The organism is Plectonema cf. radiosum LEGE 06105, from assembly GCF_015207665.1.
Classification (GTDB): Bacteria; Cyanobacteriota; Cyanobacteriia; order Cyanobacteriales; family Nostocaceae; genus Rivularia; species Rivularia radiosa_A.
In genome coordinates this window covers 1-26,565 of sequence record NZ_JADEWL010000054.1, presented here as the reverse complement: position 1 = coordinate 26,565, position 26,565 = coordinate 1, and the positions used below count along the sequence as shown (strand labels likewise).

26 protein-coding genes are annotated in these 26,565 nt (G+C 37.8%); 17 read left to right on the top strand and 9 right to left on the bottom strand.

From position 1 onward, the window contains the following. Nucleotides 1-220 precede the first annotated feature (220 nt). Entirely contained in the window at nucleotides 221-490 is a 270-nt protein-coding gene (locus tag IQ247_RS16565) for a hypothetical protein (RefSeq protein WP_193921821.1), read from the bottom strand. 174 nt (nucleotides 491-664) lie between these two features. On the opposite strand from IQ247_RS16565, the gene IQ247_RS16560 reads away from it, so the two are divergent. The 8 genes from IQ247_RS16560 (at nucleotide 665) to IQ247_RS16525 (ending at nucleotide 7,251) form a co-directional block, all read left to right on the top strand. Further along, nucleotides 665-1,435: a class I SAM-dependent methyltransferase gene (locus IQ247_RS16560; RefSeq protein WP_193921819.1), complete on the top strand. Its 771-nt coding sequence runs from the start codon at nucleotides 665-667 to the stop codon at nucleotides 1,433-1,435. 129 nt (nucleotides 1,436-1,564) lie between these two features. Next, entirely contained in the window at nucleotides 1,565-2,338 is a 774-nt protein-coding gene (locus IQ247_RS16555; protein ID WP_193921817.1) for a class I SAM-dependent methyltransferase, read from the top strand. 274 nt (nucleotides 2,339-2,612) lie between these two features. Next, nucleotides 2,613-3,533 (top strand): SPL family radical SAM protein, encoded by a 921-nt coding sequence (locus IQ247_RS16550; RefSeq protein WP_193921815.1) that lies wholly within the window; start codon nucleotides 2,613-2,615, stop codon nucleotides 3,531-3,533. Further along, on the top strand, nucleotides 3,526-4,851 hold the full coding sequence (locus tag IQ247_RS16545; protein ID WP_193921813.1) for a photosystem II assembly protein: 1,326 nt from the start codon (nucleotides 3,526-3,528) through the stop codon (nucleotides 4,849-4,851). The genes IQ247_RS16550 and IQ247_RS16545 overlap by 8 nt, the downstream gene beginning before the upstream one ends. A 222-nt stretch (nucleotides 4,852-5,073) precedes the next feature. Further along, entirely contained in the window at nucleotides 5,074-5,919 is an 846-nt protein-coding gene (locus IQ247_RS16540) for an urease accessory protein UreD (RefSeq protein ID WP_193921812.1), read from the top strand. A 21-nt stretch (nucleotides 5,920-5,940) separates the two neighbouring features. Further along, on the top strand, nucleotides 5,941-6,243 hold the full coding sequence (gene ureA / locus IQ247_RS16535) for an urease subunit gamma (RefSeq protein WP_193921810.1): 303 nt from the start codon (nucleotides 5,941-5,943) through the stop codon (nucleotides 6,241-6,243). Nucleotides 6,244-6,343: 100 nt separating this feature from the next. Next, nucleotides 6,344-6,649 carry an urease subunit beta gene (locus tag IQ247_RS16530; RefSeq protein ID WP_193921869.1) on the top strand — a complete coding sequence of 102 codons (306 nt, stop codon included), beginning with the start codon at nucleotides 6,344-6,346 and terminating at the stop codon, nucleotides 6,647-6,649. A 122-nt stretch (nucleotides 6,650-6,771) separates the two neighbouring features. Further along, nucleotides 6,772-7,251, top strand: coding sequence for a cupin domain-containing protein (locus IQ247_RS16525; RefSeq protein WP_193921808.1), 480 nt, complete (start codon nucleotides 6,772-6,774; stop codon nucleotides 7,249-7,251). Nucleotides 7,252-7,334: 83 nt separating this feature from the next. Here IQ247_RS16525 and IQ247_RS16520 read toward each other — a convergent pair whose 3' ends face one another. Next, nucleotides 7,335-7,547 carry a helix-turn-helix domain-containing protein gene (locus IQ247_RS16520; protein ID WP_193921807.1) on the bottom strand — a complete coding sequence of 71 codons (213 nt, stop codon included), beginning with the start codon at nucleotides 7,545-7,547 and terminating at the stop codon, nucleotides 7,335-7,337. Nucleotides 7,548-7,732: 185 nt separating this feature from the next. On the opposite strand from IQ247_RS16520, the gene IQ247_RS16515 reads away from it, so the two are divergent. Further along, on the top strand, nucleotides 7,733-8,227 hold the full coding sequence (locus IQ247_RS16515; protein ID WP_193921806.1) for a hypothetical protein: 495 nt from the start codon (nucleotides 7,733-7,735) through the stop codon (nucleotides 8,225-8,227). A 43-nt stretch (nucleotides 8,228-8,270) separates the two neighbouring features. Here the strand turns inward: IQ247_RS16515 and IQ247_RS16510 are convergent, their stop codons facing one another. Both IQ247_RS16510 and IQ247_RS16505 read right to left on the bottom strand, forming a co-directional pair. After that, a complete protein-coding gene (locus IQ247_RS16510; RefSeq protein WP_193921805.1) occupies nucleotides 8,271-9,185 on the bottom strand; it encodes a S1 RNA-binding domain-containing protein in 915 nt (304 codons plus the stop codon). A 191-nt stretch (nucleotides 9,186-9,376) separates the two neighbouring features. Next, on the bottom strand, nucleotides 9,377-10,117 hold the full coding sequence (locus IQ247_RS16505; RefSeq protein ID WP_193921804.1) for a dienelactone hydrolase family protein: 741 nt from the start codon (nucleotides 10,115-10,117) through the stop codon (nucleotides 9,377-9,379). Between the two features lie 215 nt (nucleotides 10,118-10,332). Here IQ247_RS16505 and IQ247_RS16500 point away from each other — a divergent pair, with 215 nt between their 5' ends. Beyond that, entirely contained in the window at nucleotides 10,333-11,319 is a 987-nt protein-coding gene (locus IQ247_RS16500; protein WP_193921803.1) for a GntR family transcriptional regulator, read from the top strand. A gap of 110 nt (nucleotides 11,320-11,429) precedes the next feature. Here the strand turns inward: IQ247_RS16500 and IQ247_RS16495 are convergent, their stop codons facing one another. The 4 genes from IQ247_RS16495 to tig all read right to left on the bottom strand — a co-directional run bounded on the left by IQ247_RS16495 (nucleotide 11,430) and on the right by tig (nucleotide 16,196). After that, entirely contained in the window at nucleotides 11,430-12,314 is an 885-nt protein-coding gene (locus IQ247_RS16495) for an alpha/beta fold hydrolase (RefSeq protein ID WP_193921802.1), read from the bottom strand. 83 nt (nucleotides 12,315-12,397) lie between these two features. Beyond that, nucleotides 12,398-13,750, bottom strand: coding sequence for an ATP-dependent protease ATP-binding subunit ClpX (clpX, locus tag IQ247_RS16490; protein ID WP_193921800.1), 1,353 nt, complete (start codon nucleotides 13,748-13,750; stop codon nucleotides 12,398-12,400). 9 nt (nucleotides 13,751-13,759) lie between these two features. Continuing rightward, nucleotides 13,760-14,458: an ATP-dependent Clp endopeptidase proteolytic subunit ClpP gene (gene clpP, locus IQ247_RS16485; protein WP_193921798.1), complete on the bottom strand. Its 699-nt coding sequence runs from the start codon at nucleotides 14,456-14,458 to the stop codon at nucleotides 13,760-13,762. Nucleotides 14,459-14,750: 292 nt separating this feature from the next. Then, nucleotides 14,751-16,196: a trigger factor gene (gene tig, locus IQ247_RS16480; protein ID WP_193921796.1), complete on the bottom strand. Its 1,446-nt coding sequence runs from the start codon at nucleotides 16,194-16,196 to the stop codon at nucleotides 14,751-14,753. A gap of 872 nt (nucleotides 16,197-17,068) precedes the next feature. Between tig and IQ247_RS16475 the strand changes: the two genes are divergently transcribed. The 4 genes from IQ247_RS16475 to IQ247_RS16460 all read left to right on the top strand — a co-directional run bounded on the left by IQ247_RS16475 (nucleotide 17,069) and on the right by IQ247_RS16460 (nucleotide 22,750). Beyond that, nucleotides 17,069-18,085, top strand: a complete 1,017-nt coding sequence (locus IQ247_RS16475) for an aspartate-semialdehyde dehydrogenase (RefSeq protein ID WP_193921794.1) — start codon at nucleotides 17,069-17,071, stop codon at nucleotides 18,083-18,085. A 252-nt stretch (nucleotides 18,086-18,337) separates the two neighbouring features. Then, entirely contained in the window at nucleotides 18,338-19,228 is an 891-nt protein-coding gene (gene dapA, locus IQ247_RS16470) for a 4-hydroxy-tetrahydrodipicolinate synthase (RefSeq protein ID WP_193921859.1), read from the top strand. 272 nt (nucleotides 19,229-19,500) lie between these two features. After that, the gene (locus IQ247_RS16465) at nucleotides 19,501-21,276 is read left to right on the top strand and encodes a ribonuclease J (RefSeq protein WP_193921784.1); all 1,776 of its coding nucleotides are present in this window, start codon (nucleotides 19,501-19,503) and stop codon (nucleotides 21,274-21,276) included. Nucleotides 21,277-22,375: 1,099 nt separating this feature from the next. Further along, nucleotides 22,376-22,750: a Mo-dependent nitrogenase C-terminal domain-containing protein gene (locus tag IQ247_RS16460; protein ID WP_193921782.1), complete on the top strand. Its 375-nt coding sequence runs from the start codon at nucleotides 22,376-22,378 to the stop codon at nucleotides 22,748-22,750. Between the two features lie 43 nt (nucleotides 22,751-22,793). Here the strand turns inward: IQ247_RS16460 and IQ247_RS16455 are convergent, their stop codons facing one another. After that, on the bottom strand, nucleotides 22,794-24,503 hold the full coding sequence (locus IQ247_RS16455) for a caspase family protein (protein ID WP_193921780.1): 1,710 nt from the start codon (nucleotides 24,501-24,503) through the stop codon (nucleotides 22,794-22,796). A gap of 235 nt (nucleotides 24,504-24,738) precedes the next feature. Here IQ247_RS16455 and IQ247_RS16450 point away from each other — a divergent pair, with 235 nt between their 5' ends. From IQ247_RS16450 to IQ247_RS16440, 3 genes are all read left to right on the top strand, one after another. Continuing rightward, the gene (locus tag IQ247_RS16450) at nucleotides 24,739-25,302 is read left to right on the top strand and encodes a hypothetical protein (RefSeq protein WP_193921778.1); all 564 of its coding nucleotides are present in this window, start codon (nucleotides 24,739-24,741) and stop codon (nucleotides 25,300-25,302) included. Between the two features lie 114 nt (nucleotides 25,303-25,416). Then, on the top strand, nucleotides 25,417-25,590 hold the full coding sequence (gene rpmF, locus IQ247_RS16445) for a 50S ribosomal protein L32 (protein ID WP_193921776.1): 174 nt from the start codon (nucleotides 25,417-25,419) through the stop codon (nucleotides 25,588-25,590). A 273-nt stretch (nucleotides 25,591-25,863) separates the two neighbouring features. Next, on the top strand, nucleotides 25,864-26,460 hold the full coding sequence (locus IQ247_RS16440) for a sulfite oxidase-like oxidoreductase (RefSeq protein WP_193921774.1): 597 nt from the start codon (nucleotides 25,864-25,866) through the stop codon (nucleotides 26,458-26,460). Nucleotides 26,461-26,565 lie beyond the last annotated feature (105 nt).

Genomic DNA, 26,565 nt, shown 5'->3' with positions numbered 1-26,565 from the left:
GAATATATATATAGGAGTTCTAATTGAATATTGAACAAAACTCAGTACAACTTCTACTCCCTAACCCCAACAGATAAATAAGGCTTCGCCAGGCTTGCGCCAACAAAAATCAAACAGGATTCCTATAGTAGGATTTAATAAATTAAATTAAATTAAGAACCCTCCTCTAATTGACGTTTGAGTTGAGCTACTTCTTTTTCGACTTTAGCTAATCTTTCCACTATATCAAAACGTTCAAACTGGCAGCAGATTGATGATAACCATAAAACTGATTGAACTTTTCTCTTTGGTCTACTGTCAGCTTGGCTACTTCTACAACCAAATTTCTAATATCTTCTTTCAAACTGGTGATATCTTCTCGATTGCTTCTAATTAATTGTGCATTTTCTTTAATATACTGTGCATTTTCTTGAATCTGAATCTCTAACCTGGCTATATTGTCTGTATTTCTAATTTGACTTTCTTGTATTTGTCTTTGAACACCTAACATCTGTTCTATGGTGTTTTGAATTTATTGTGGTGTCATAGTTTATTGAAATAACGGTTATATTTAATGATATCAAATTTAAAAATTATTAGCTAAGTGATACTTGATTTGTGCTATTTTAAACATTTTACTGTATGTTAAATATATGAAATTTTCTCTTCAACTGAGTCAAAAACAATGAACGAAAATAATCATGACACTCCTCTTTATAACCTCAATCCTTTAACTCGGTTCTCGGATAAAGCGGAAAACTATACAAAATACCGTCCTGTTTATCCAGATGCAGTAATTGATCAAATCCTGGAAAATTTCACTTTACCAATCACAGCAGCGGATATTGGTGCTGGTACAGGAATTTCTGCACGTCAGTTAGCTTCGAGAGGTGTGAATGTGATTGCGATTGAGCCAAATGCAGCAATGAGAAATGCTGCTTCCAATCATCAAGGTATTGAGTGGAAAAATGGAACAGCAGAAAATACTAATTTACCAGAGGCATCGGTTGATTTAATAACTTGTTTTCAAGCTTTTCATTGGTTTAAACCAGAACCTACATTATTAGAATTTCGTCGTATTCTTAAATCAAAAGGAAGATTAGCGATTGTTTTTCAAGATTTAAATCGTGATGATGAATTTACACAAATTTATGGTGAATTGACTAGTAAAGCTGCAAATAATCGTCCACCAACGGATTTTAGTTCTAAAATTGAACCTTTGCGAAAAAGTAGGGATTTTCAATATATTGATTGCTATCAATTTCGTGACAAACAGCAATTACATTTATCTAGTTTAATTGGTTTAGTTAAAAGTATTTCGTTTATTTCTTCGGAAGAAAGAGTACAAAAGCAGCTTATTAATGATTTAGAAACTTTGCATCAGCGGTTTTGTAATTCAGATGGTTTTGTTTATCTTGTTTATTGTAATAGCGTGCATTTGGCAAATATTAGTTGAATTATCAAACATTTTAAACTTATACCTGGGATAACTAAAACTATTGAGACGTAGCAATACGCCCCGTCTCTACATTAATATTCATGTTTTAAACTATATATAATTAAAATTTGATATTTAATCCTTCAAATGAGTGAAACTAACAACGAAATAACGCCATTACATACACTCAATCCCTTACATAGATTTTCCGATAGGGTGGAAGATTATGTAAAATATCGTCCCAGCTATCCAGAAGCAGCAATTGATAAAATCCTCGAAAATTTCACGTTACCGATCGCAGTAGCAGATGTTGGTGCTGGTACAGGAATTTCTGCGCGTCAGTTAGCTTCGAGGGGCGTGAATGTAATTGCTATTGAACCAAATGCAGCGATGAGAAATGCGGCTGAAAGTAATCAAAATGTTGAGTGGAAAAATGGAACTGCGGAAGCAACTAATTTACCAGATGCATCAGTTGATTTAATCACTTGTTTTCAAGCATTTCACTGGTTTACTCCCGAACCAACTTTAGCGGAATTTCGTCGTATTTTAAAACCGTCGGGAAGATTAGCAGTAGTTTGGAACAATCGAGATAAAAATGATGAATTTACAGCAGAATATAGCCGAATTATTCGCGCAGTATCGAACAATCATCCCGCAGAATCGCGAATGAAATCGGTGGAACCTTTGTTAGAAACTCCTTACTTTAATAACATCCAGGAATATAATTTTGTTTTTCAACAAGAATTAGATAAAAATGGACTTATCGGACGTGCTAAGAGTTCTTCTTATGTTCCTAATCAAGGAGAAGTTTACGAACAAGTTGTTGATGATTTAGAGCATTTATATCAGCGATTTAAGAATCAACAAGGTTTTGTTTATATGAGTTACTCTACCAGTGTGCATCTTGGAGAAGCGAATTAAGATTTTAATAAGACTTACGCGATTGTCAGAAGACTAGACAAAACAAAATCGATTTAGTCAATAGTATGAATCCACAATGGTGTGATTTATATGACGGTTTATTATAAATAAACGCAAAAAAAATTAACTGTCATTGCGAGGAACGTTCGCGGAGCGTCTCGAAGAGAAGCAATCCCAACATCTTGATCGTCAACAAGTAATTGCGATTGCTTCATTTCGCTTTGCTCCACTCGCAATGACAAAACGATTCCCTCTTTCTTCTTCTTAATTGATTATGCCAAAACCGCAATATGAATATTACTGCATCAATACCCCGACAAAATTAGTTAAAGAAGTATTCGGAGATATTAAGGTTTATACGCAAGATGCTAAATCACTGCTCACAAAAGCCAGTGGTTTTATTAATGCATATGACTTTACTTTAAATCCTTACCGGGGTTGTCAATATGGCTGTAGTTATTGTTATGCTGCGGCTTTTAGCCCTAATACCCAGATGCGTGAAGACTGGGGCAAATGGGTGATTATCAAGCAAAATGCAGCGGAAATTTTAGAAAAGGAGTTAGAAAGATGGTGTAACAAAAATCTCGATAAACCTCCTCGAATCTATATGAGTAGCGTTACAGATCCCTATCAACCAATCGAATCAAAATATGAATTAACTCGTTCTTTATTAGATGTAATGTATCCCTACCGTCCAATATTAGTAATTCAAACTCGTAGCCCAATTATTACTAGAGATATTGATATTTTACAACGATTTAAGTACCTGCGAGTTAATATGAGTATTCCCACTGGTAGCGAATCTGTAAGACGAGATTTTGAACCGCGATCGCCAAGTGTTAAGGCTCGTATAAATGCAATTACAAAAGTTAAACAAAGCATTGATTCCAACAAAGGCTTTATTCCCAAGGTTTCGATTACAATTACACCGCTACTTCCGACTTTAGAGAAAGACGAAGCAGCTTTTATTGAAAAATTAAAAATAGCAGATAGAGTTGTAATTCAGGATTTTCACCCTAGTCAAAATCGTTCGCTGGTTGCTACAACTCGCGAAGCAGTAGCAGAAGTTAAGCAGAAATACGCTTGGTGGTATGACGCTGAAAAATTAAGCTATATAAGATTCAAAGAAAAATTAATATCTCACCTTCCAGATGTAGAAATAAGGGAAGGAAAAGACGGTTTTGGCTATGACTAATCTTATCTCTAATTGGTGGCGTTCTTTTCAGTTTAAATTAGCTTTGCAACAGGGTAACAAGCCACAAGCAATAAAGTTATTGCGAGTGATTGAGAAATCTGGTGTAAAATTATCTTGGTTGGAAAGACTATTTAGAGATAATTTACACCTTGAAGATTCTGCAAAACAATATAAACAAGAAGCTGCAATTTTAGGTGAAAAACTCAACACAGCATTACAGGAATTAGAACAAAAACCGAATTTATCAGTAGCTGTTAAAAATCGAACTAATCTTACATTAACTCCAGAGCAAGAATTTATTAATTTTATTTATAATACATTTAATTTGATTCAACATGATAAAAATAAATTACAATGTACTGGTATATATGAGAAAATCTTTGATAATTTTGAAGCTCAATTAGTTGAGTATCTCAAAAGTGAATTTAGTAGAATTCCGGATAAACAATTAGTAGCTAAACTCGAAGATGCTTTAGAAGATATTAATAGTTTAAAGTGCGGGAAAGACCCAGATTATAGTTTTAGTTTGACTCCCCACGTTTATTACATGAAGTATTTTTTAGAAAATGTATATTGCGTTTATTTAGCTTGGTTTATAATTTACGAATCGGGACTATTACCAACTAATATTAACATTCTTGATATCGCAGCAGGACCAGGAACAGTTGCTTATGGGTTAGCTTTATTTTTGCAAAGTACCAGCGGCTTTTTTAAGATTCCACAGATGCATATATCTTACTACTCCTTAGAAAAGCAAGATGCATTTCAATTTCGGGGTTTGCAATTTTGGAGAAAATATATAGAATCGCGCAAAAGTCCTGTTAATGCTTTCTTTCGCTTCGTAACTTCAGATATATTTGACTGGGATAAGCAATCAAGTAATATACCAACAGATTTTTTTGATTTCGTTGTAATTTCTCATTGCTTCTTCAACGATTCTGCAATGAGAATTGAAGCAAAAAATATTTATTCTCAGATAATTAATAATAGTTTAAAAGATAATGGTCATGCAGTTTTCATTATCCAGGATAAAAAGTTATATAAATATTTCGATATTTTTCATATTGAAGAACACGAGCAAGAAAAGAAATTAGTCAATCAATTTGTGGCAGAATTAGGATTAGAGTTAGTATTGTATAAATATTTAACCTCAACAGGAATAAGAGGTTCCCTTAAAGGTACAGAATTTTCTAGATTTGCGAGAGAAAAATTACCAAAACAACTCCATATAAGTCCAATACTTCAAAAATATTTGAATCAGAAGTACCAGTCAAACTATACATTAGATGATTATATAATTTTAGCGAAAAAAGTTTAGTATATTTTCTTCCCGAAAGATGACTGATTTAAAAAACCGCAGAGAGCGCAGAGAGCGCAGAAGGAAAAGGTAAAAATAGATAAATAATCTTAAAGAGGGATAGGAGTATATATTTTCTTATTGCTTCTTTCTATTGTTACCTATTCTCTATTCCCACTTAAATAATTACGGGAAATACATATTTATGCTTTGATAGAATAAATATCGAATTTGGCGACGGGAATGCAACAACCCTGCCGAGAAGCAGAATCGTTTAAAAGCTGGCATGGAAAACTTAACTTAGTTTATAGCCATAGCCAAAATAAAACAACATTAATTCAAAGTCAAAATCAAGCACCGTTAAAAGTACAGCGTCCATTTTATCCCGAAGGACAATCAGTTTGTCATAGCGTAATTTTACATACCGCTGGGGGAATTGTCGGTGGCGATCGCCTTTCCTGTAACTTCCACCTGCAACCTCAAGCCAAAGCATTAATTACAACAGCCGCAGCGAATAAAATTTATCGTAGTAACGGTTTACAAGCCAGACAAAATGTAGACATCAAAATTGATAATCATGCTTGTTTAGAATGGCTTCCCCAAGAAACAATTGTTTTTAACGGTGCAAATTATCGACAAGATATACACATAGAATTAACTGCTGATGCAAGCTTTATAGGTTGGGAAATTACTAGATTTGGACGCACCGCCAGAAAAGAGAAATTTGTAGAAGGAGAATGGCGATCGCACTTTGAAATCTGGCAAAATAATCAACCATTGTGGATTGATAGACAATATTTACCGGGTAGGGAAGAAATTTTTCATAGTGCCAACGGTTTAGCAGGAAAACCAATTGTAGGAACTTTAGTCTACGTTGGACAAACCGTTTCCCCAGAAATAGTTGAACAAGCACGCACTTTGTCCCCATCCTCTTCCCACGGTGTGACTCGTTTAGAAAATGGACTTTTGTGTCGATACCGTGGTGATTCGACAACCGAGGTGAGAAACTGGTTTATTAGTGTTTGGCAGCTATTGCGGATATCTTTTTTAAATTGTAGTAGTTGCTTGCCAAGAGTTTGGATGCTTTGAATAACTAGATGGAATTAAAATATGCAATTAACACCGCAAGAAAAGGACAAATTACTAATTTTCACCGCAGCATTATTAGCAGAAAGACGCAAAGCAAGAGGTGTAAAATTAAATTATCCCGAATCTATCGCTTTTATTACTGCTGCAATTTTAGAAGGAGCTAGAGATGGACAAACCGTAGCTGAATTAATGAGTTTTGGAACAACTTTATTAACGCGAGATGATGTCATGGAAGGTATCGCGGAAATGATACCAGAAGTACAGGTAGAAGCAACATTTCCCGACGGAACAAAGTTAGTTACAGTACATAACCCAATTCAATGAGTTTTAGATTTTATAATTATGGATTATTATACTGAATAACAATTAGAAAGCGAATATTTTGTTCATTACCAATTACCAATTACCAATTACCATTTTTATGATAATTCCAGGTGAAATAATTACCCCAGAAGGCGAAATCGAGTTAAACGTAGGTCGTTCAACCGTACAATTAAAAGTAGCAAATACAGGAGATAGACCTATACAAATAGGTTCTCATTTTCACTTTTACGAAGTCAACCCCGCATTAAACTTTGATAGAGAAACCACACGAGGAATGCGTCTTGATATTCCCGCAGGAACAGCCGTTCGATTTGAACCAGGAGACGAAAAAGAAATTACACTAGTACCCCTCGCTGGTAGTCGTCAAGTTTACGGATTCAACGCTAAAATAAACGGAAAATTGTAAAAAGACATAATTCTCTACATTCTTTTCCCTCTGCGCTCTCTGCCTTGAAAAGTTGTTCATGGGGGAAACCCCCAAGACCACACTTTTCGCTGCGTCTCAGCGGTTAATTAATTATTAAAACCATGACTAACAACGAAAAACCAAACCTACTTTTAAAAGCAGAAACAATCAAACAACTTCCTCAACAAAAATTTTCCCATCCATTTAATCCAAACTCAGAAATTAGCGGAGTATCTTTAAGCGAAGCAATAGGTTTACAAAGAATTGGATTTCACTTAGCCAAAATACCTCCCGGAAAAGAATCATTCATCTATCATTCTCACGAATTTGAAGAAGAATTTATTTACATCCTTTCTGGAAAAGGTATAGCAGAAATAGACAATCAAGAATTCGAGGTAGGAGAAGGTGACTTTATGGGTTTTCCTACCCCTTCAGTCGCACATCACCTACTAAATCCCTTTGAACAAGACTTAATTTATATCATGGGTGGGGAAAGACGCGAGTATGAAATTGCAGACTTTCCCAATTTGCAAAAACGAATGTTTCGTAATGGTAAGCAAATACAAATAGCCGATTATGATAACCTCAAACCATTGATCTGAAACTTCTTTCTCTCCACTTACAGCTTCACACCTTTTGCGCTCAACTTTCCCTCTGGGCAGGTTTTGAGAATAATCCAAAACTTCTATTCTTCTACCACTTCAACTAACTCTTCAATCATTACATCAAACACGCGAGCTAGCTTTTGAATGGCAGTATAATCAACGCTTCCCATTCCTGGAGAGCGAGCATAAGCTCTAACCGTACTATAAACTAGCCCAGAACGTTCAGAAACGTCTTTTAATGTCCAACCCTTCTCGTTGGCAAATTCTCTAATTCTTAATCTTACAAGCCCCATTATATGCTTGACAAATGATACATTATTGTCATTTAATAATTGTAGTTCAAAAAACGATTGCCTTCTAGCATACTAAACTATTAGGCAACCGCATACAATTTCACACTCCCGTAATTCTGAATGTATCTACTAACAGAATGCATTCAATGTCTACGGCGTGCATCTACTAATTAAATGCATCTACTATGTTATCATCATTCAAACCAAGAAGACTCGTTATCCGGGAATCAAAAATTTATTACAAATCTTCAGAAATTCATCCTTTAACTAGATTTGTTACCGAAGAAGCAGTTTGTTTAAAGTTTAATATCAAATTTGAAGATATTTATGTAGTCGAATGTTGGCGTTATATCGTCTACGTCCATGCCAAAGGTGTAAGCAAATTTGTCAGTTACGCCGATTTTCCACCAGTTATAGGAGTAGCGCCACCTACAGCTTCAGAAATGGTTAAATGGCGCAGACGGTGGTTAAAGCAACATAATTTTACCAATAGGAAGCAAGCACCTAAATGGTGGGCGCAATTCTTTGTAATTCAATTTAACCAAAGTATCTGTGAGAGATTTTTGTACAGTTGGGGCAAATTAATCAATTTAATTAAATTTGCCTTTAATGAAGAAATATTACAGGAACTGCGAAATAGCTATCGTCAGAATAAGGAATTGTTAGTGGTTAGTGGTTAGTTGATATTTATTAAATCCTTCAACTATCAATTCCTAACTTTTATCAAGCATTAGCTGATTCTAAAAGTTGTTTCCTGGCTCTTTCGGCTCGTGCTTCAGCAGAAGACATGACTTCTTCGATATTTTCGAGTATTTCACCGGGAAAATTTTCTAGTACTCTGGTAGAAACTGCGATTCGACCTTTTCCTTCGTCGATGTCAATAATCAGAGCTTTAATAGTTTGGTCAATTTGAAATACCTGTTCTAGATTTTCAATAAACTTCTGAGTCACCTGCTTAATATGGAGTAGAGCGCTGACACCATTGATATCAATAAATACCCCAAATGGTTTGATACCAGTTATTTTTCCTTCTATTAGCTGACCTATTTCTAATAAACTGAAACTAGCAGAACTTTTCGCCAAACGTTGGGAAAGTACAAGTTTATTAATATTGCGATTAATTTCCAAAAAGCTGACGGTGAGTTTTTGACCTCTAAGTGCTTCCAAATTGTTGCGCTCAAGCAAGTGAGAACGAGGAATAAAACCGCGCAAACCAAGAATATTAACTGTAACACCACCTTTGTTGGCATTGATTACTTCCACATCTACACTCTTGGAATTTTCTTGCATTTGTGCCAATCTGTCCCAAATTTGCCTAATTTCTAACTGACGACGAGAAAGGGTTACTTGACCTTCGGCATCTTGCTCTTGGATAATTAAAAACTCTAGTTCCTCATGAAGTGGTAGAACCGATGATAAATCTATTACCTCTCTCAAAGCCGCTTCATGACGGGGAATAAAGGCTGAGGACTTACCGCCAATATCGACATAAGCTCCCATAGGATCAATTTGGAACACTTTCCCTTTAACTAACTGTCCTTTTTGGAACTGATAATCATGTTTTTCTAAAGCCTTAGCAAAATCGTCCATTGTGAAAGACGTATCGGCTTTTTGAGAGATATTTGCTTCGTTCTCCATAACACATTCAAGATGAATTAAGATGTAGATTGTCCTTCTATAAGGACAGTTTATTATTCATTAATCATTAATTAATAATCATAATCAATCTTTTTCTAGATGAAAAATTTTAGCGATTTAGAAACAGTTGATTATTCGATTGCAACTAATGGTAACTCTTACACCATATCCTACAAATCCCGTTCCTATCGCTAAAGTTGCCCAAATAATTGTTTAACTTGTTCCCAAGCATCAGCAGCAGCTTGAGGATTATAGCTGGCACGACTATCGCAAAAAAAACCGTGATTGGCATTATTGTAACGAAAGACACGTCCGGGTACTTGATATTTTTCTAACTCTGCTTCAATTTGATTTACTTGTTCTACAGGGATACTAGAGTCTTCCATGCCAAAAAAGGCGTAAAGCGTACCTTTGATTTTTGAAGTAACATTTATAGTAGGTGCGCCGCCACCGGGAGTACTAGTGGTTACACGTGCGCCATAAAATGAAGCGGTAGCTTTTATATCAAGTAAACTGGCGGCGAGATATGCCACATGACCGCCAAAGCAAAAACCAATGCAACCGAAAGTATCTTTTTTGACTTCGTCTAGGGTTTTGAGATAATCAATGGTCGATTGAATATCGCTTAACAATTCATCCGCTTTGGTTTGTCCCCAAGCGTAATTTCTACCGACTTCTATATCTTCAGGGGTATAGCCGGTGGCAAAACCGGGTGCTTGACGTTGAAATAACCCAGGTGCAATTGCCACATATCCTTCCTTGGCAATACGTTGGGTAACTTGCTGAATATGGGCATTAACTCCAAAAATTTCCTGCAATACCACAATTCCCGGATAACTACCCTGTGCTTGAGGCTTTGCCAAATAAGCATCTATTTGTACTGAATCTGCTGCTATATTCACAGTTGTAGTATCGATTGCACGAATAGTCATAATAGTTTTTACCAGTATGGTGTGATTATTAGGTATAGTTATGCCAGGAATAAGAGCTTGAATCTCATCAAATTATTAACTAGTAATAACCTTCCCCCATGAGAAATTTATCCTGTTCAAATTCGATGTATAAATAAATTGTTTAACTCAATAGCGATTAGCACCGCTTTTTAAAGTTCCCTTTGAAGCTAATAGCACCCAGAAAACCGAAGGTGATGATTCAATTCCGCATTCAGCCAGATAGTGAAATTCCCGCATCGACTCAGCTGTTCAATCAAATTCGATTTGCGATCGCCTCAAGGCAATATCCACCAGGTTATAAATTGCCTTCAACTAGAGCCTTAGCAATGCAAACCGGGTTGCATCGCAATACTATTAGTAAAGTTTACCGTCAATTGGAGGAAGATGGACTTGTAGAAAGTCTGGCTGGTTCAGGAATTTACGTCCGCGCTCAAGGGCATGAGGGCGGTAGTAAGTTACAATCGCCGATTTTCAAACAACATCCTCAAGCATACAAAATTGTTCAGAAGGCTCTTGATGAACTACTTTCTCAAGGTTGTTCCCTCAATCAAGCCCGCGAGATATTTCTGGCTGAAATTGATTGGCGGTTGCGTTGTAGTGCGCGGGTGCTAGTAGCGGTACCGAATCAAGATATCGGTGCTGGTGAATTAATTGTTCAAGAATTAGAACAAGCGCTACAAATACCAGTACAGTTAGTTGCTACCGAAGAGCTATCTGCCGTGTTGGATAAAACAAGCTCAGCAACGGTTGTTACAAGTCGATATTTCATCGGCGAAGTAGAAGCAATTGCAGCACCTAGAGCAGTACGTGTAATCCCCCTTGATATCCACGATTATGCCAAGGAATTCAATATTGTTAAAAATCTATCAAAAGACAGTTGTATTGGTATCGTCAGTCTTAGTTCGGGAATTCTCCGAGCCACAGAAGTGATTCTCCACGGTTTGCGGGGAGACGAAATATTGGTGATGACTTCCCAGCCAAAAGATAGTTATAAGTTAGGAGCAATAGTTAAACGGGCGCAAATAGTTTTTTGTACTGATGAAACGAGTTATTCCGGGGTACAAAATGCTATGCAAATAGCCATGGAAGATATCATTCGTCCACCCAAACTGGTTTACTGTGAAAATTATATCGGTGGTAAATCGATTAATTTACTCAAGAGAGAATTAGGTTTGGATTAGTAAAGGTAATAGGTAATAGGTAATAGGTAATAGGCAACTGTCAACTATCAACTAACCACCATCCACTATCAACTATCAACTATCCACTATCAACTATCAACCACCAACTATCAACTATCAACTGTTTTGACAAACTTGGTGAGTGCATCCAAGTAAATACTTGGATCTTCTAACATCGGGAAATGAGCCGTATTAGGAATCATTACATACTCAACTTGCTGGCTCATTGCTGCGGCTTTTCTTCCCATTTCGGCTGGAATAATCTGATCGTATTGCCCAGATATCAATAAAGTTGGTACTTGGAGTTTGGCAAATTCTTGTGGCATTAACTCAGACTGAGCTTTACTGACAGAAGTATAAATTGTATTTAAAGCCGCATCGTAATCCGCAATGAGAAAGTCTTGCAAAAAAGCTTGACGTTCGGCTGCTTTAATAGAACGATACAGAAATCGTGCCATAAATATTCTGTCAACCAATGGAATTTTTCCTAACCATTGGGGACGAAATTTGACAACGTAGCCACCAAATTTATGAAAAGCCTCAAAAGCTTGTTTGTCATACTCGAAAATACCACTACAAGTCAAAATTGCTTTTTCTACACGTTGTTGATAGCGGTTAATAAACAAAGTCGCAATTGATGCTCCCATAGAATGAGCGTTAATATACACGCGCTGCAACTGCAATTCCGACAGCAATACAGCTAAATCCTCGACGTATTCTTCTAGCTCGTAGGTTAATTCTATTACTTCTCCTGCTTCTGCTTGAAGAGGCTGCGAATCAACAAGAATCGGTTTGCCACGGGAACGTCCAAATCCCCGCATATCGTAAAGCAAACAATCGAATTGCTCGGATAAAACTTCAGCGGTACTCTGCCAATACCGAGCGCTACCAGCCCAACCGTGAATAAACACCATTACTGGTTTCTCTAAACCATCAGATGTTTGTTTAATCCACTCGTAGTAATGTTCTACGCCACGAACTTTAATATAAGCCATCTATCAAAAGCTAAATGTCAAAAATAAAAAATTAGAAGTTAAGAATTAATTCCTAACTTCTAATTTCTAACTCCTAACTCTATTTAAGCTGATTCAGGCTTCGGTAGGGAAGAGGGATGAACTAACAGTTCCGCAGTCGAACGTTTTTCTACCATTTCCCGCGTTACTGTACAAACTCCTACGTCCTTTCTCGAAGGTAATTCGTACATTATATCCAGCATCAGTTCTTCTACAATGCCTCGCAAAGCTCTAGCACCAGTCTTACGACGATAAGCTTCTTGAGCAATGGCTTTCAGAGCATCCGTATTAAACTCTAACTGGACGTTATCCATATTCAACAGTTTTTGATACTGCTTAACCAGAGCGCTGCGCGGTTTGGTTAATATTGCCATCAGCGCTTCTTCATCAAGTGGATCTACTACCGCTACCATTGGTACCCGTCCAATAAATTCCGGTATCATGCCGAACTTAACTAGGTCTCCCGGTTCCAGTTGACGCACTGTATGTGCCGCTCGCTTTTCTTTTGATAGTCCTTCTCCTGGCTGCAAAAAGCCGATTGACTTTTTACCCGTTCTCTGCTCTACTACCTTTTCCAAACCTACGAAAGCACCACCACAAACGAATAGAATATTGCTGGTATCAATTTGGATGCAGTCCTGATAAGGGTGCTTGCGTCCTCCCTGGGGTGGTACGTTGGCAACGGTTCCTTCGAGCATTTTCAGCAAAGCTTGCTGTACGCCTTCACCAGAAACATCCCTTGTGATTGAGGGATTCTCGCTCTTGCGAGCTATTTTGTCAATTTCATCGATGTAAATAATTCCTCGTTGGGCTTCTTCGACATCTAAATCGGCAACCTGTAACAGCCGCAATAAAATATTTTCTACATCTTCTCCCACATAACCGGCTTCGGTTAGAGTAGTCGCGTCGGCGACAGCGAAAGGTACATCAAGAATTTTTGCTAGGGTTTGTGCCAGCAAAGTCTTTCCGCAACCTGTAGGACCAATTAACAAAATATTTGATTTTTGAAGTTCTACTGCATCCTCATGGTCATCTTTGCCGCCCTCTTTAGACCCACCAACCAGCGACAATCTTTTATAGTGATTGTATACTGCAACTGAAAGCACTTTCTTGGCTTCTTCTTGACCAATAACGTGTTCGTCTAAATAGTTCTTAATCTCTCGTGGTTTGGGTATTTGGTTCAACGAGAGACTGGCTGTCCGGGTACGGCGTTTTTGAGGCGGTTCTGACCGTGGTGCTGGCTGCGAAGCCGCTGCTGCACCATTGGTATCGAGCAATTCCTCATCTAATATTTCGTTACACAGGTCAACGCACTCATCGCAAATGTAGACTCCCGGTCCGGCGATTAGCTTACGTACCTGCTCTTGAGATTTGCCACAAAATGAACATTTTAAATGGGAGTCGTACTTACCTGTCATACCAGCCTCTTATTTCACACTAGTGACGTTTTCCCCTGCTGTGGGAAGATTTTGTCTAGAGATAACCTGGTCGATTAACCCGTAGTTTTTAGCTTCCTGTGCCGACATGAAAAAATCTCGTTCGGTATCAGCGTTTATTTTCTCTAATGGTTGACCAGTATGAGATGCTAACAGTTCGTTTAGCTTAGACTTATGATAAAGAATTTCTTTAGCTTGGATTTCGATATCCACAGCTTGTCCCTGAGCGCCGCCTAACGGTTGATGAATCATGATTCGCGAGTCCGCAAGAGACATCCGCTTACCGGGGGTTCCTGCTGCTAGTAAAAAAGCACCCATGCTAGCAGCTAGTCCAAAACATATAGTTACTACATCTGGACGTATTTGTTGAATTGTATCATAAATTGCCATACCTGCCGTAACTGAGCCGCCAGGAGAATTGATGTAGATTTGAATATCTTTTTCTGAATCATCGGCATCTAGAAACAGTAATTGGGCAACAATCGAGTTTGCAACCGCATCATCGACAGGAGTTCCTAAAAAAACAATCCGTTCTCTGAGTAAGCGCGAGTAGATGTCAAAAGCCCGCTCTCCCATGCCTGATTGTTCTACCACTGTCGGCAGCATTGAAGTAACATTCGCGCTTTGCGAATAAATAGAAAATTGACTCAAACTACTAATGGGATAATTTTCCGACTGCGATACAACCATAAAGAAATTAATGAAAATTTTGACAACAGTAAGTATAAGAGAGCAATTGCTGCTCGTTTATAATCAGAACCGAATTTCTATAAGACAGTATGTATTAACCATTATGCCTTATATAAATCAAGAGCGTGTGGATATGATCAATTTGTCACAAGATTACAAAACAAATTCGATGTCAGGTTTAAAGTTTCTTAAAATTAATTCCGACTTTTTATTGAGACAGCGCTCAGCTATCAGCTATTGATTTCACACTCATAAAATCCCATTACCTCAAGCTGAGTGCCATAAACTTTGATTATTCTTGTACCGTAGCCGGGGTAGTTTGTTCCTCGGTTGAAGAATCATTTTCGTTTTCTTGTTGTTGTGGCTCTATGGTTTCCTCTGGAGCGACGGTTTCTTGAGGATTCAAAGAACCTTCGGGTACAAGTTCAATCGAAGAACGTTCTAGAAGCCAGTCGATGATTTTCTCAGTTAATAATTCGTTTTCGACTACGGATTGTACTCTATCTGGATCAACATCCTGCTCAGCATATTGTTCCATGACTTCTTGTTTTCTAGCTTCTATTTCCTCTTCACTGGCTTTAATCGATTCGCGATCGCCAATTTCGCGTAAAGCAAGAGTTCTTTTGATCCGATCGATTGCTTCGGGACGGGAACGTTCGCGCAGTTGGGGAATAGTATCTTGGTTAAACAATTTCTTAATATCCAAACCTTGCTGCGAAAGACGCATTGCAGTTTGGGTAATCATCGCATCGACTTCCTGCTGAATCATTGTTTCGGGTAAGTCAAATGTTACGTGTTTAACTAATTCATTCAACAAAGCTTCTTGTTTTTTTGCCTTAGCATTATCTTCTACTTCTTTTTTAAAACGCTCTTCTAAGGAATTGCGTAACTCTTCTAAAGTCTCAAATTCGCTGATTTCCTGAGCAAAATCATCATTGATTTCAGGTAGTTCTTTTTCCTTAAGCTCTTTGAGTGTTACCGTAAACAAGGCAGCTTTTCCTGCTAATTCTTCGTTAGCATAAGGATCGGGAAACTGAGCTAAAATTTCTTTAGTTTCTCCAGGATTCATCCCTACTATTCCTGCGATGAAGCCAGGAATAAATTTATCTTCCTCTAAGTCAACTTGAAAGTCAGTAGCTTCCGCACCCGGAATTGCTTCGAGTTCTTCGGATGGCTTTTCTTCACCTTCTGTGGCAGCCAAAAAGCCTTTAAAATCGATAATCGAAGTATCTCCCAACTGTGCCGGACGACCTTCCACAGGAATCAAAGTTGCCATTGAAACACGTTCCCCATCCAACACTTGATCAACTTGTTGTGGGTCGTACTTAACTTCCTCAGCTTTGAACTGTAAACCAGAATACTCACCCAAATTAACCTGGGGTGGTACATCTACCGCAGCCGAAAAAGTCAGAGGCTGTCCTGGCTCATAATTATTGATTAATTCTTCAAAGGAAGAGCGTAATTCCGGCTGACCGATAGCTTCAATACTTTCTTGTTTTATCGCTTCTTCAATACCATTTTGAATCAATTCTTCCAATGCCGCAGCTTTAATACGGGTTTTTCCCAAACGCTGTAGTAATATTTGTCTAGGCACCTTACCCTTACGAAACCCAGAAATATTCGCTTCCCGAGCGTAATTTTGAATTACCTTTTCATAGGTTTGCTTGGTTTTTTCCGGTGCAATCTCGATTTCTATGCCGATTCTACTGGCTGGCAATTTTTCCTGGGTTACTTTCATAGACTTGTTTCTATATTTATTTCTGCTACTTTTTGTATTTCAAGTTGGCGATCGCATTATCCAAACTGCTTGTCGAGGAAAATCGAGCGATTTTTTCCTGACAATTCCTGACTAGGAAAAAGCCCGGAGCCAATACAAAGGCTAATTTTGGTGCTGTCCTTGGAATATAACCATTCCGCCCTAATCTGCTTAAATGGGAGTTATTACTCAACATTTTGGCAGCGAATCTTGATATCCCAATCTTCAACACTGTGTTGTCAAGAATTCACATGGCTTTTATGCTTGAGCAGAGTTAAAGCCTAACTCAACCACAAGGAAGGTGAATTATCTCATTGTTATTCGCCTTTCGGATTGGGCAAGAGTCCATCTGAATAATAGTACATCAACCGAATTAATCAATGCCGTTTTGGTCAGTTAAAAATCTAGTTAAAAATCTACACTGCGATCAGGGGATGCCAAAATATTTGTTTTATTATACTCCTTCAATCAAATATGGTGTATAATATACATTTTATGTAAGTTGTGTATTTAAGAATTGTTGTCATGTTGTAAAGTAAAGTAATATATGTGGATGTATCGAGTAGTGGAGTGAGTCGTAAAGTCGCAAAAAATATTATCATAAATTATAATAATTATATTTAGTTTGAATAATTTTATAAAGAATAAATTGTCAGTTATAGTTAGAAAAAAGTGATAAAGAGAATCAAGTGATAGTTTTTTGTGATATGAAAAATAATTTACAGATACAAGAAAATCCGTTTAAATACGATTAAGATTAATATGATTTTTGGGTATGAATATATTTGTTTGGGTTGTTTGAGAATAGATGAATAATTGCAAATTGAATTAATTTTTTGGAGGAGGAAGTAAATTTGTCTCAAGGTTATCGTGTAGCTGTTTTAGGAGCAACTGGTGCTGTAGGCACAGAATTGCTAGAATTACTTGAAGAACGAAATTTTCCTTTAGCCGCTCTCAAGTTGTTAGCGTCAGAACGTAGTGCGGGAAAAAAGCTGCCATTCAAAGGAGAAAATTTGCTGGTAGAAGCGGTAAGCGAAGGGGCTTTAGAAAATGTAGATTTGGTATTAGCTTCTGCGGGTGGTTCGATTTCTAAAATTTGGGCACCCAAAGCTGTAGAAAAAGGTGGGGTAGTAATTGATAATTCCAGCGCTTTTCGGATGAATCCCGAAGTTCCGTTGATAGTACCAGAAGTAAATCCCGAAGTTGCGATTAATCACAAAGGTATTATTGCCAATCCCAACTGTACTACTATTTTAATGTCGGTAGGAATATTTCCGTTGCATAAAGTACAGCCGATTAAACGTATTGTTGTGGCGACTTACCAGTCTGCAAGCGGTGCGGGTGCTAGGGCTATGTCCGAGGTTAAAAATCAGAGTTTAGATATATTAGCAGGAAAAGAACCAGTGACAGAGGTATTTCCTTACCCGTTAGCGTTTAACTTATTCCCACATAATTCTCCGTTAAATTCAGGGGGTTATTGTGAAGAAGAAATGAAAATGGTGAATGAAACTCGCAAAATTTTTAACGATTCAAAGATTAAAATTAGTGCAACTTGCGTGAGAGTTCCGGTTTTACGCGCTCATTCAGAGGCAATTAACTTAGAATTTGAAACACCTTTTAAAATAGAAGAAGCAAGAGAAATTTTAAGCAAGTCTCCCGGAGTAAAATTGGTAGAAAATTGGCAAAAAAATTATTTTCCCATGCCAATAGAAGCGACAGGTCAAGATGAAGTATTAGTGGGAAGAATTCGTCAGGATATTTCTCATGAATGTGGCTTAGAATTATGGTTATGCGGCGACCAAATCCGTAAAGGTGCTGCGTTGAATGCAGTTCAGATTGCCGAATTACTAGTAGAGAATAATTATGTTTAATCCTGAAAATGCATAGATTTATATGTAATTATATGTAATAAAATATGAGAATAAGTATTATAAAATATAATAGTAGCGAATATTTAATGTAAATTAAAAGTTAGAGAACATTAACTAAAAAAACTAATAATTAAAAAATGATGAATGAGGTATGGTTTACTCTTGAAAAAAATAGCTTTCAGATTATTAAATATAGACAGCCACCAACAGATGTAAAAATTGCCTTTCTGTAATTAGGAGAAAAAAAGAGTGGTGGTAGATTTTGGTAGAGTTATAACCGCAATGGTTACACCATTTAAAGAAGATGGTAGTGTAAATTACGATGTAGCAGAAAAGTTAGCAGCACATCTGGCTCATAGCGGTACAGATACATTTGTAGTGTGCGGGACGACTGGTGAATCCCCTACACTGACTTGGGATGAAGAATACCAATTGTTTAAGGTAGTATTGCAAGCTGTGTCGGGTAAAGCAAAAGTAATTGCCGGATGTGGCTCTAATTCTACCAAAGAAGCGGCTTTGGCTACCCAGCAAGCAGCTAAAATAGGAGTGCATGGCTCATTGCAAGTTGTACCTTATTACAACAAACCCCCGCAAGCTGGACTTTATCGACACTTTCAGACAATAGCCGAAGCGGCACCGGAGTTACCGTTATTGTTATATAATATTCCAGGTCGTACTGGTCAAAACCTACATCCCCAAACAGTAGCCCGTTTAGCTGAAATAGAAAATATTGTCGGCATCAAAGAATCAACTGGAAATATAGATCAAGCAAGTGAAATGCGTCGCTTGACACCAGAAGAATTTCAGATTTACTCTGGTGATGATTACATGACTTTGCCGTTGTTGTCTCTTGGAGCAAAGGGTGTAGTAAGTGTAGCTTCTCATCTGGTAGGTTTGCAACTACAACAGATGATTCAAGCTTTTTGGAGTGGGAAAGTCCAAATTGCTAGTGAGATTCACCTCAAACTTTTTCCACTGTTCAAAGTTTTATTTGCAACTGCGAATCCCATTCCAGTTAAAACAGCTTTACAACTTCAGGGCTGGGAAGTTGGCTCAACTCGTCTACCTTTATACGAAGCTGAATTAGACTTTACTCAAAAACTAAAAACAGTTCTTGAAGAACTAGATTTGAATAAGGTTTAAATGATATAGTCGCAAATTTTGTGTAAAAAATATATTACATATAATAATTACCAACAGCTTTGGTTTTTTAAAAGTATACTGTTGCGATGAATCGGTAAATTTTTGATGACGGTATTTAAAATCTGTTTTTTTTGGAAAATTAAACATTGATTAAATCTTGCAAAAAAAAAGACTATGCAAGAAAAGGTAGCAATAAAAGTTTGTCCTAGAAAAACTTTAATTAAGCTTTTAACTGCAAAAAAATCTAACTAATTTATTAACTAAGGAAAAACATGGCTAAAAAGGAAGTAACTTCTGCCCTTAAAATTATTCCATTGGGTGGTTTGCATGAAATTGGCAAAAATACTTGCATTTTCGAGTATGAAGATGAAATTATCTTATTAGATGCTGGTTTAGCTTTTCCCAGCGATCAAATGCACGGAGTTAATATTGTTTTACCCGACATGACTTACGTGCGGGAAAATCGTCACAAAATCAAAGGTATGGTTGTTACCCATGGTCACGAAGACCATATTGGGGGTATTGCTTTTCACTTGAAACAGTTTGAGATTCCTGTGATTCACGGCCCTCGATTGGCAATGGCAATGCTAGAGCGTAAATTAGAGGAAGCTGGTGTTCGCGATCGCACTGAATTAAGAAGCGTGAAACCCCGCGATATGGTGCGAATCGGAAACAATTTTGTGATAGAATACATCCGTAATACCCACAGTATTTGTGATAGTTTTACAGTTGCAATACATACACCATTAGGAATAATAATTCATACGGGAGATTTCAAAGTAGACCATACTCCAGTAGATGGGGAACACTTTGATTTACAACGTCTAGCCGAACATGGGGAGAAAGGCGTACTTTGCTTGATGAGCGATTCTACTAACGCAGAAGTACCTGGTTTTACTCCTTCAGAACGTTCGGTTTATCCAAATCTAGAAAAAGTTTTCCTTCAAACCGAGGGAAGACTTTTTATTACGACTTTCGCTTCTTCGGTACATCGGATTAATATGGTTTTGGAATTAGCGCAAAAACATAACCGAGTAGTATCCGTAGTTGGGCGTTCAATGTTGAATTTGATTGCCCACGCTCGTAATCTGGGCTATATCAAATGCGAAGATAAACTATTTCAACCTTTGCACGTCGTCCGTAGTTTACCTGACGAAAGCGTATTGATTTTAACTACTGGTTCTCAGGGAGAGACAATGGCGGCAATGACTCGTATTGCCAGAGGAGAACACCCCCATCTCAAGATTCGTAAAGGAGATACGGTTGCCTTTTCAGCGAATCCAATTCCCGGTAATACGATTGCGGTGGTCAACGTTATCGATAAATTAATGCAACAGGGTGCGAATGTTATTTACGGTCGTGATAAAGGAATTCACGTTTCCGGTCATGGTTGTCAGGAAGACCAAAAATTGATGCTTGCTTTGACAAAACCCAAGTTCTTTTTACCCGTTCATGGTGAACATCGGATGTTAGTTAAACATTCGCAAACAGCCCAAAGTATGGGTATCAGAGCCGAGAATATGGTGATTATTCAGAATGGTGACATTGTAGAATTGACTCAAAATTCTATTAGTGTTGCTGGTAAAGTGCCATCTGGTTTGGAATTAGTAGATACTTCCGGCTCTGGTATGGTTAGCGATAAAGTCTTGCACGAGCGCCAACGTATGGCTGAAGAAGGTATTGTTACTGTTGCAGCTGCAATTGATTGGAGTGGTAGGATGTTGGCTAGACCAGAGATTCATTTGCGTGGTGTAGTTACTAGTATGGAAAAATCGATGTTGCAAAAATGGGTACAGCAGCGATTTGAAGAAATACTCGCTTTACGTTGGCAAGAATTTGCTAAGCCCTTGAACGGTCAAAAGCCGAATATCGACTGGGAGGGTTTGCAAGAATTGATCGAAACTGATTTAGCGCGTAATTTGCGTCGAGAACTACGATGTCAGCCTACGGTTACATTGTTGATGCAAGTTCCAGACGAAGCACCCGTACAAGTTTCTGATGGAAGAAGACGACGTACTCGTACTGCTGCTCAGCAAGTTGCTTCCTAGATTTTCTATCAGAAAAGCACGATTTAAGTAAAGCTGCTTGAATTGACGTGAAACCTTGATTTTTCGTTAGGTCTAGAAGTCGGGTTTTTATGATAATTTTCTGATGTGACAGATATTTACGAAAAAACCCGACTTCTGTAATACTTTACTAAAAAAGTAATAAAAATATTTAATAGGATGCTTTAAAACAAGTTAATCAAAGCATCCTATTTTTTGCTGTTTCAAATTATAGGGGTTTGCGATCGCACTTTGATCGCGTTTTTCATGACAAATCTAGGACGACATCGTTACCCAGAAAATAATTTACATCCTCAATACTCAGACAATACCAAATAATAAAAGTCGTCAGAGAAAAATAATTTTCCAAATAAACCTCGTAAAACCTAGGTAAAACCAAGTCTATTTGTAAAAATTCTATCTAAACAAAATAATTTGGGATCGATAAATAGCTAGCTTAAAACGCTGTAGAACAGGTGTATTTGAGAATTAGTAGAAATATCTAGATTAGAAATCAAAGATATATTACACTTCAATGCAATCGGAATGTACCGCAATCAGCCTTCGGAATTTACCCCGATAAAAACTATTTTTTTACTTTAGAAAGAGTTAATCTCAAACCTATTTCGGTCAATTTTGCCCAAAAAAGACCAAAATTAACCTTTATAAGCCATAAATATTGGCTAACATCATAAAACTTCATAATATTGACTCTTAGGTGTGATCTACGCACTAGTCACTTTCAAGCCTCTTGCGCTACTCTTATATAGCCTTTCGCACAAAGCTACCGCTCAATTTCACTGATCAAATTGATTTACGTTAAATTTTGTAGATATTACACTACAATATGTCCATAGGTAGATGACTTTACTAGAATTTCAATTACATCAAGTTATCAACAAGATGGGAGTATCCTACTTCCGATTTCAGAAGAATTGCGCTTAACTTGACGTAGCAAAAGATAGCTGTCTTATCTACAGGCTGCTGAACAAAATTGATCGTATTTTCGTCAGGACAACAGGCTTCCTCAAAAAGTTGGTTGATCTGTCGTAAATGCTCGTTAATTAAATTAAAAACCCTCAAAAAACTAGAGGAAAACACAATGAAGGTATTCAATAATACCACAAGAAAAATATTCCTGGCAAGTTGGGTACTAATCAATCAAGAGATTGAAAATGAAGGGAATCTAACTCAGCATAATCCAGGTAAAAAGTTTCGATGCGATGTTTTGAAGCCTTTACGGCTTTGGATAAATAATATTGAGGTGCGCGATCGCCAATTTGCTCATCGGGTTTGTCAGGTGATTCCGGCTCAATGTCCTTTTGAACGAGATGTGAAGTTATTGGGTAAGACTTTGTTTCATATTCCTCCAATGTGCAAGCTTAACCCACTGTACGATGAAGTGGTTGCCTTGCGTTTTCGTTCGTTGTGTTATTTAGCTGATGAATGTGGCGAGGACATTTCGCAGTACTGTTAAGTAAGCCAATACAGAATAAAATTAGATTTGTGTTCATGCCATCTTAATTACTCTGTACTTTTTCTTGCCACTGTTGGATTAATTCTTGAGCTTCGGCATAAGCAGCTGTATCTTCTGGAGCCAAAGTAGCGGTTGCAATTGCCGAAGAGAATTGCTGGTTCTCGGCACGATTTTTCGCAAGCCTGATGATTTCTCGACTCCATTGATTAATCGATTCTTGAGCCATCGGGAACCCTGGTTGAGATTGCGGTATTCTTTTGGCAACTTCAATAGCGCGATTGTAAGTAGATGCTTGTTCTGGTCTAATTAGAGCTTGAGCTGCTTCTAAAAGAGTTTTGTTACTTAAATATTGTTTGCGAAGCAATTGCCACTGTTTGATGGCTGCTTGCGCTTCTCGGTAATTTGGGTCTTGTTCTTTGACCAACTCCGCAGCTGCGATCGCGCTACTATATTCCATATTTGCGGCACGATTTTGAGCTATATCCAAAATCATGTTATTCCAAATTCTAATATTTTTCTGAGCCTGTTTGTAACCGGCTTCATTTATCTTAATATTTTGGGCAATGGCGATCGCCTTGCTTAAATCGCTAGCTTGATTAGGGTTAAGAGACATCTTTTGCAATTCCAACATTGCTTGGTTGATTTCTTGCAAGCCTTTTAAGGATGCGAAATTACTTGGTAAAGGTTTGACAACCGTTACATGACCATTATTCTTGGATGCTGGGAATATCTGACCTGATTGATTGCGTAGAAAAACTAATAGAAGTAATCCACTGACTACTAAAGTGCTTGTACCCCATAACAGCAGGGATTTAGCGAATAGACTGTTGCTTGTGGTTTTTTCTTTTTTTGCAGGAATCGGTGAATCGGTAGGAACCGTACTGCTTTCTGTAGAGAGTTGTGGAACTTGTGAAGAAGTATTATGCTCTACTGGTTTTTCCTCAAGCTTTGGTGCCGAACGAGCAGTAAAAGTTTCATTCAAGTCTAGGATATTCGGTGGTTCTTCGGTATCACTTTTGAGTTGTTCGGGTAAAAATAAACTTTGTTTTGGCGATGTAGTAAAAGTGACGGGGTTTTGAATTGGTCGCCAATGATGCTGACATAATTCAGGAGTGCGAACACTCAAATAACTTTCCAAGCCAGCCAAATTGTTGACATTACCGTAACGCAAAGCTTCTAAAAGTGCGGCGGTAAAAAAGCTGTGTCCTAATTCGCTGCTTTCATGAGAAAACTGATCTGGTTGACAAGAAAGTATCGTAGAGATTTGTAACTCTTGAGCTAGTTCAATAGTTTCTTCTCCGATACAAGAATTTGCTTGAGTGCCAAAAGCGCGATTAAAATCAAGTATTAATAATACGGAAAGTCCAGCAATTTGTAGAGTTTGCATCAACTGACGGATTTCGATGGCAGTTTCACTAATGCGTTGCGAATCGCCATCAATAGGTATCAAATAATCTTGTCCCTCATAGTTGATTCCATAACCGCTAAAGAAAAACCATAATTGATCTTGCGGTTGCCAAGAATTAGCTGCTAAATCTTCGAGTAACTGAAGAATATTATGCTTTGTGGGTAAGGTGGGTTTATCTTTCATCGGTACGGAAGAATCGGTCATTAACAGACATTGCTCTTCCGTCCAACCTGCTTGTTGAATTAGAAAATCCCGTATTCCTTCAGCATCTGCTTGAGCATAGCCCAAAGGTTGAAAATACTGGTATTGATTGATGCCAATAGCTATCGCCCATAGTTTTGCCATGCGCCCTTTATTAATAGTTGGAAACTCAATACTATATATACTCTGACTACTCTTATAGTGCCAATTTTTAGGCTGAGTACTGCGAGGGTAATTAATGTAATTTGCTGTTGCCAAAAAACAAAGCTAACCTATGTTTATAAGTCTAAGTGATTCTGAGCGAATTTGGAGATGAGAGGTTATTATTATTACTCTAATCCATGAAAACACTTTTATTAATGTTAGGAGCTTATAAATAATGGTCGGCAACAATTTGTTAAAAATAAACACATTTATTCCTTTTATGCTGTTGTTCGCAAAGAAAATCCGGATAACTAACGCTGTACTTTTGCTGAGTACTGCCGTACCAATGTGGTTGGTGATTGATGCGATCGCCCCTCAAATGGTAAAAGCTTATACTAGTAGAACAGACCTTGAAATCGACCGTTTGCCGGGGGACAACTACCAAAGCTTGTTGCGGAGAGCAGAAGCAGTAGCAAGGGCAGCGGCTCAACGCGGTTTTGATCGAGATATTTTAGTGACAGATGTATCAATAATCGTTTCCGTACAGAATTATGGCGCGATCGCACCTGTTTTGGAATTAAACGTCAGTCGTAACGAGTGGCGCAATCGCCCCGACCCGCAACGTTGGGCAAAGTACTTTAAAATGGCACAGACGCTACTATTTTTCGGACCAAGTGCAACAAAAGCGAATAATCCAAATTCTTCTAGCGATAATGTTGAAAACAATCCGGTTGAAAACGCTTCTCCACCATCACCGGATACGCTTCCCAACCAGACACCACAGGTTGAAGTTGATTAACAAGGAGTAGGACTCCCGAACAAACTACTCCCTACTCCCTGTATTTCTTAAGAGCTATTAATTAATTCATGCCTTAGAATAAAAAGGTTGTCAAAAATTACGGTATTTGCTTTTATGGCTGTTCCAAAGAAGAAAACATCTAAATCTAGAAGGGATAAACGTCGAGCCACCTGGAGACACAAAGCGACTGTTGAAGCTCAAAAAGCGCTTTCCCTTGGTAAGTCAATTTTGACCGGACGTTCTACATTTGTTTATCCATCAGCCGAAGAAGAAGAGGACGAAGAGTAATTCTGTTTTAAGAGGGAGTAGGGAGTAGGGAGTAGAAAAAGATTATTGGTTTTCCACTTTTCAATTGCTGTAGGTACGGTTAATTACTTTACTATGCAGCTCATCACTACCCCTTCGTTTCCCTGGGACAATACTGTAAATTACCTATCAATAACTTGCTCAATTTCAGGGAAATATAGTTTGCAAATTTCTTGTTAGACAATTATTTTTGAATAAATATTAAAAATATTAATTACTATTTATACATTTACACGAAAAATATTATCCAAAACCATGCTGGGAAAATTTTTCCAAAAACCAACTTCTGAAAATGGCGATCGCGTTCCTCCAGGACAACATTTAGCTCAGGGTTTTCCTGTGCTTACTTATGGTGCTACTCCCCAAGTTAGTAGAGAGGAATGGGAATTCAGCGTCTGGGGTTTGGTACAACCTCAAAAATGGAATTGGTCGGATTTTATGAAACTACCCCAAAATGAGTTTACAGCGGACTTTCACTGTGTAACTAGGTGGTCGAAACTCGATGTTAAGTGGACTGGGGTGAAGGTGACAGAATTGATCAAAGTTATTCAGATAGACTCCAAAGCGACTCATGTTATGGAGCATTGCTACGGTGGTTACACTACCAATATTGCAATAGAAGACTTTGTAAGAGAAGAAAACTTTTTTGCTTTTAAATTATTTAATGAACCCTTAAGTGCGGAACATGGTGGTCCCATGCGCTTAGTAGTTCCTCATCTTTACGCTTGGAAAAGCGCTAAATGGATTAATGGTTTAGAATTTTTAGACCATGAAGAGTTAGGTTTTTGGGAACGTAATGGTTATCACCGTCGTGGTGAACCTTGGGCTGAAGAACGGTATAGTGGGTTTTAGAGTTAGGAGTGAGGAGTTGACAGTTGATAGTTGATGATTGATGGTTGATGGTGGTTAGTTGATAACTGATGGTTGATATTTATTTCTCCCCATCCCCCCATCCCC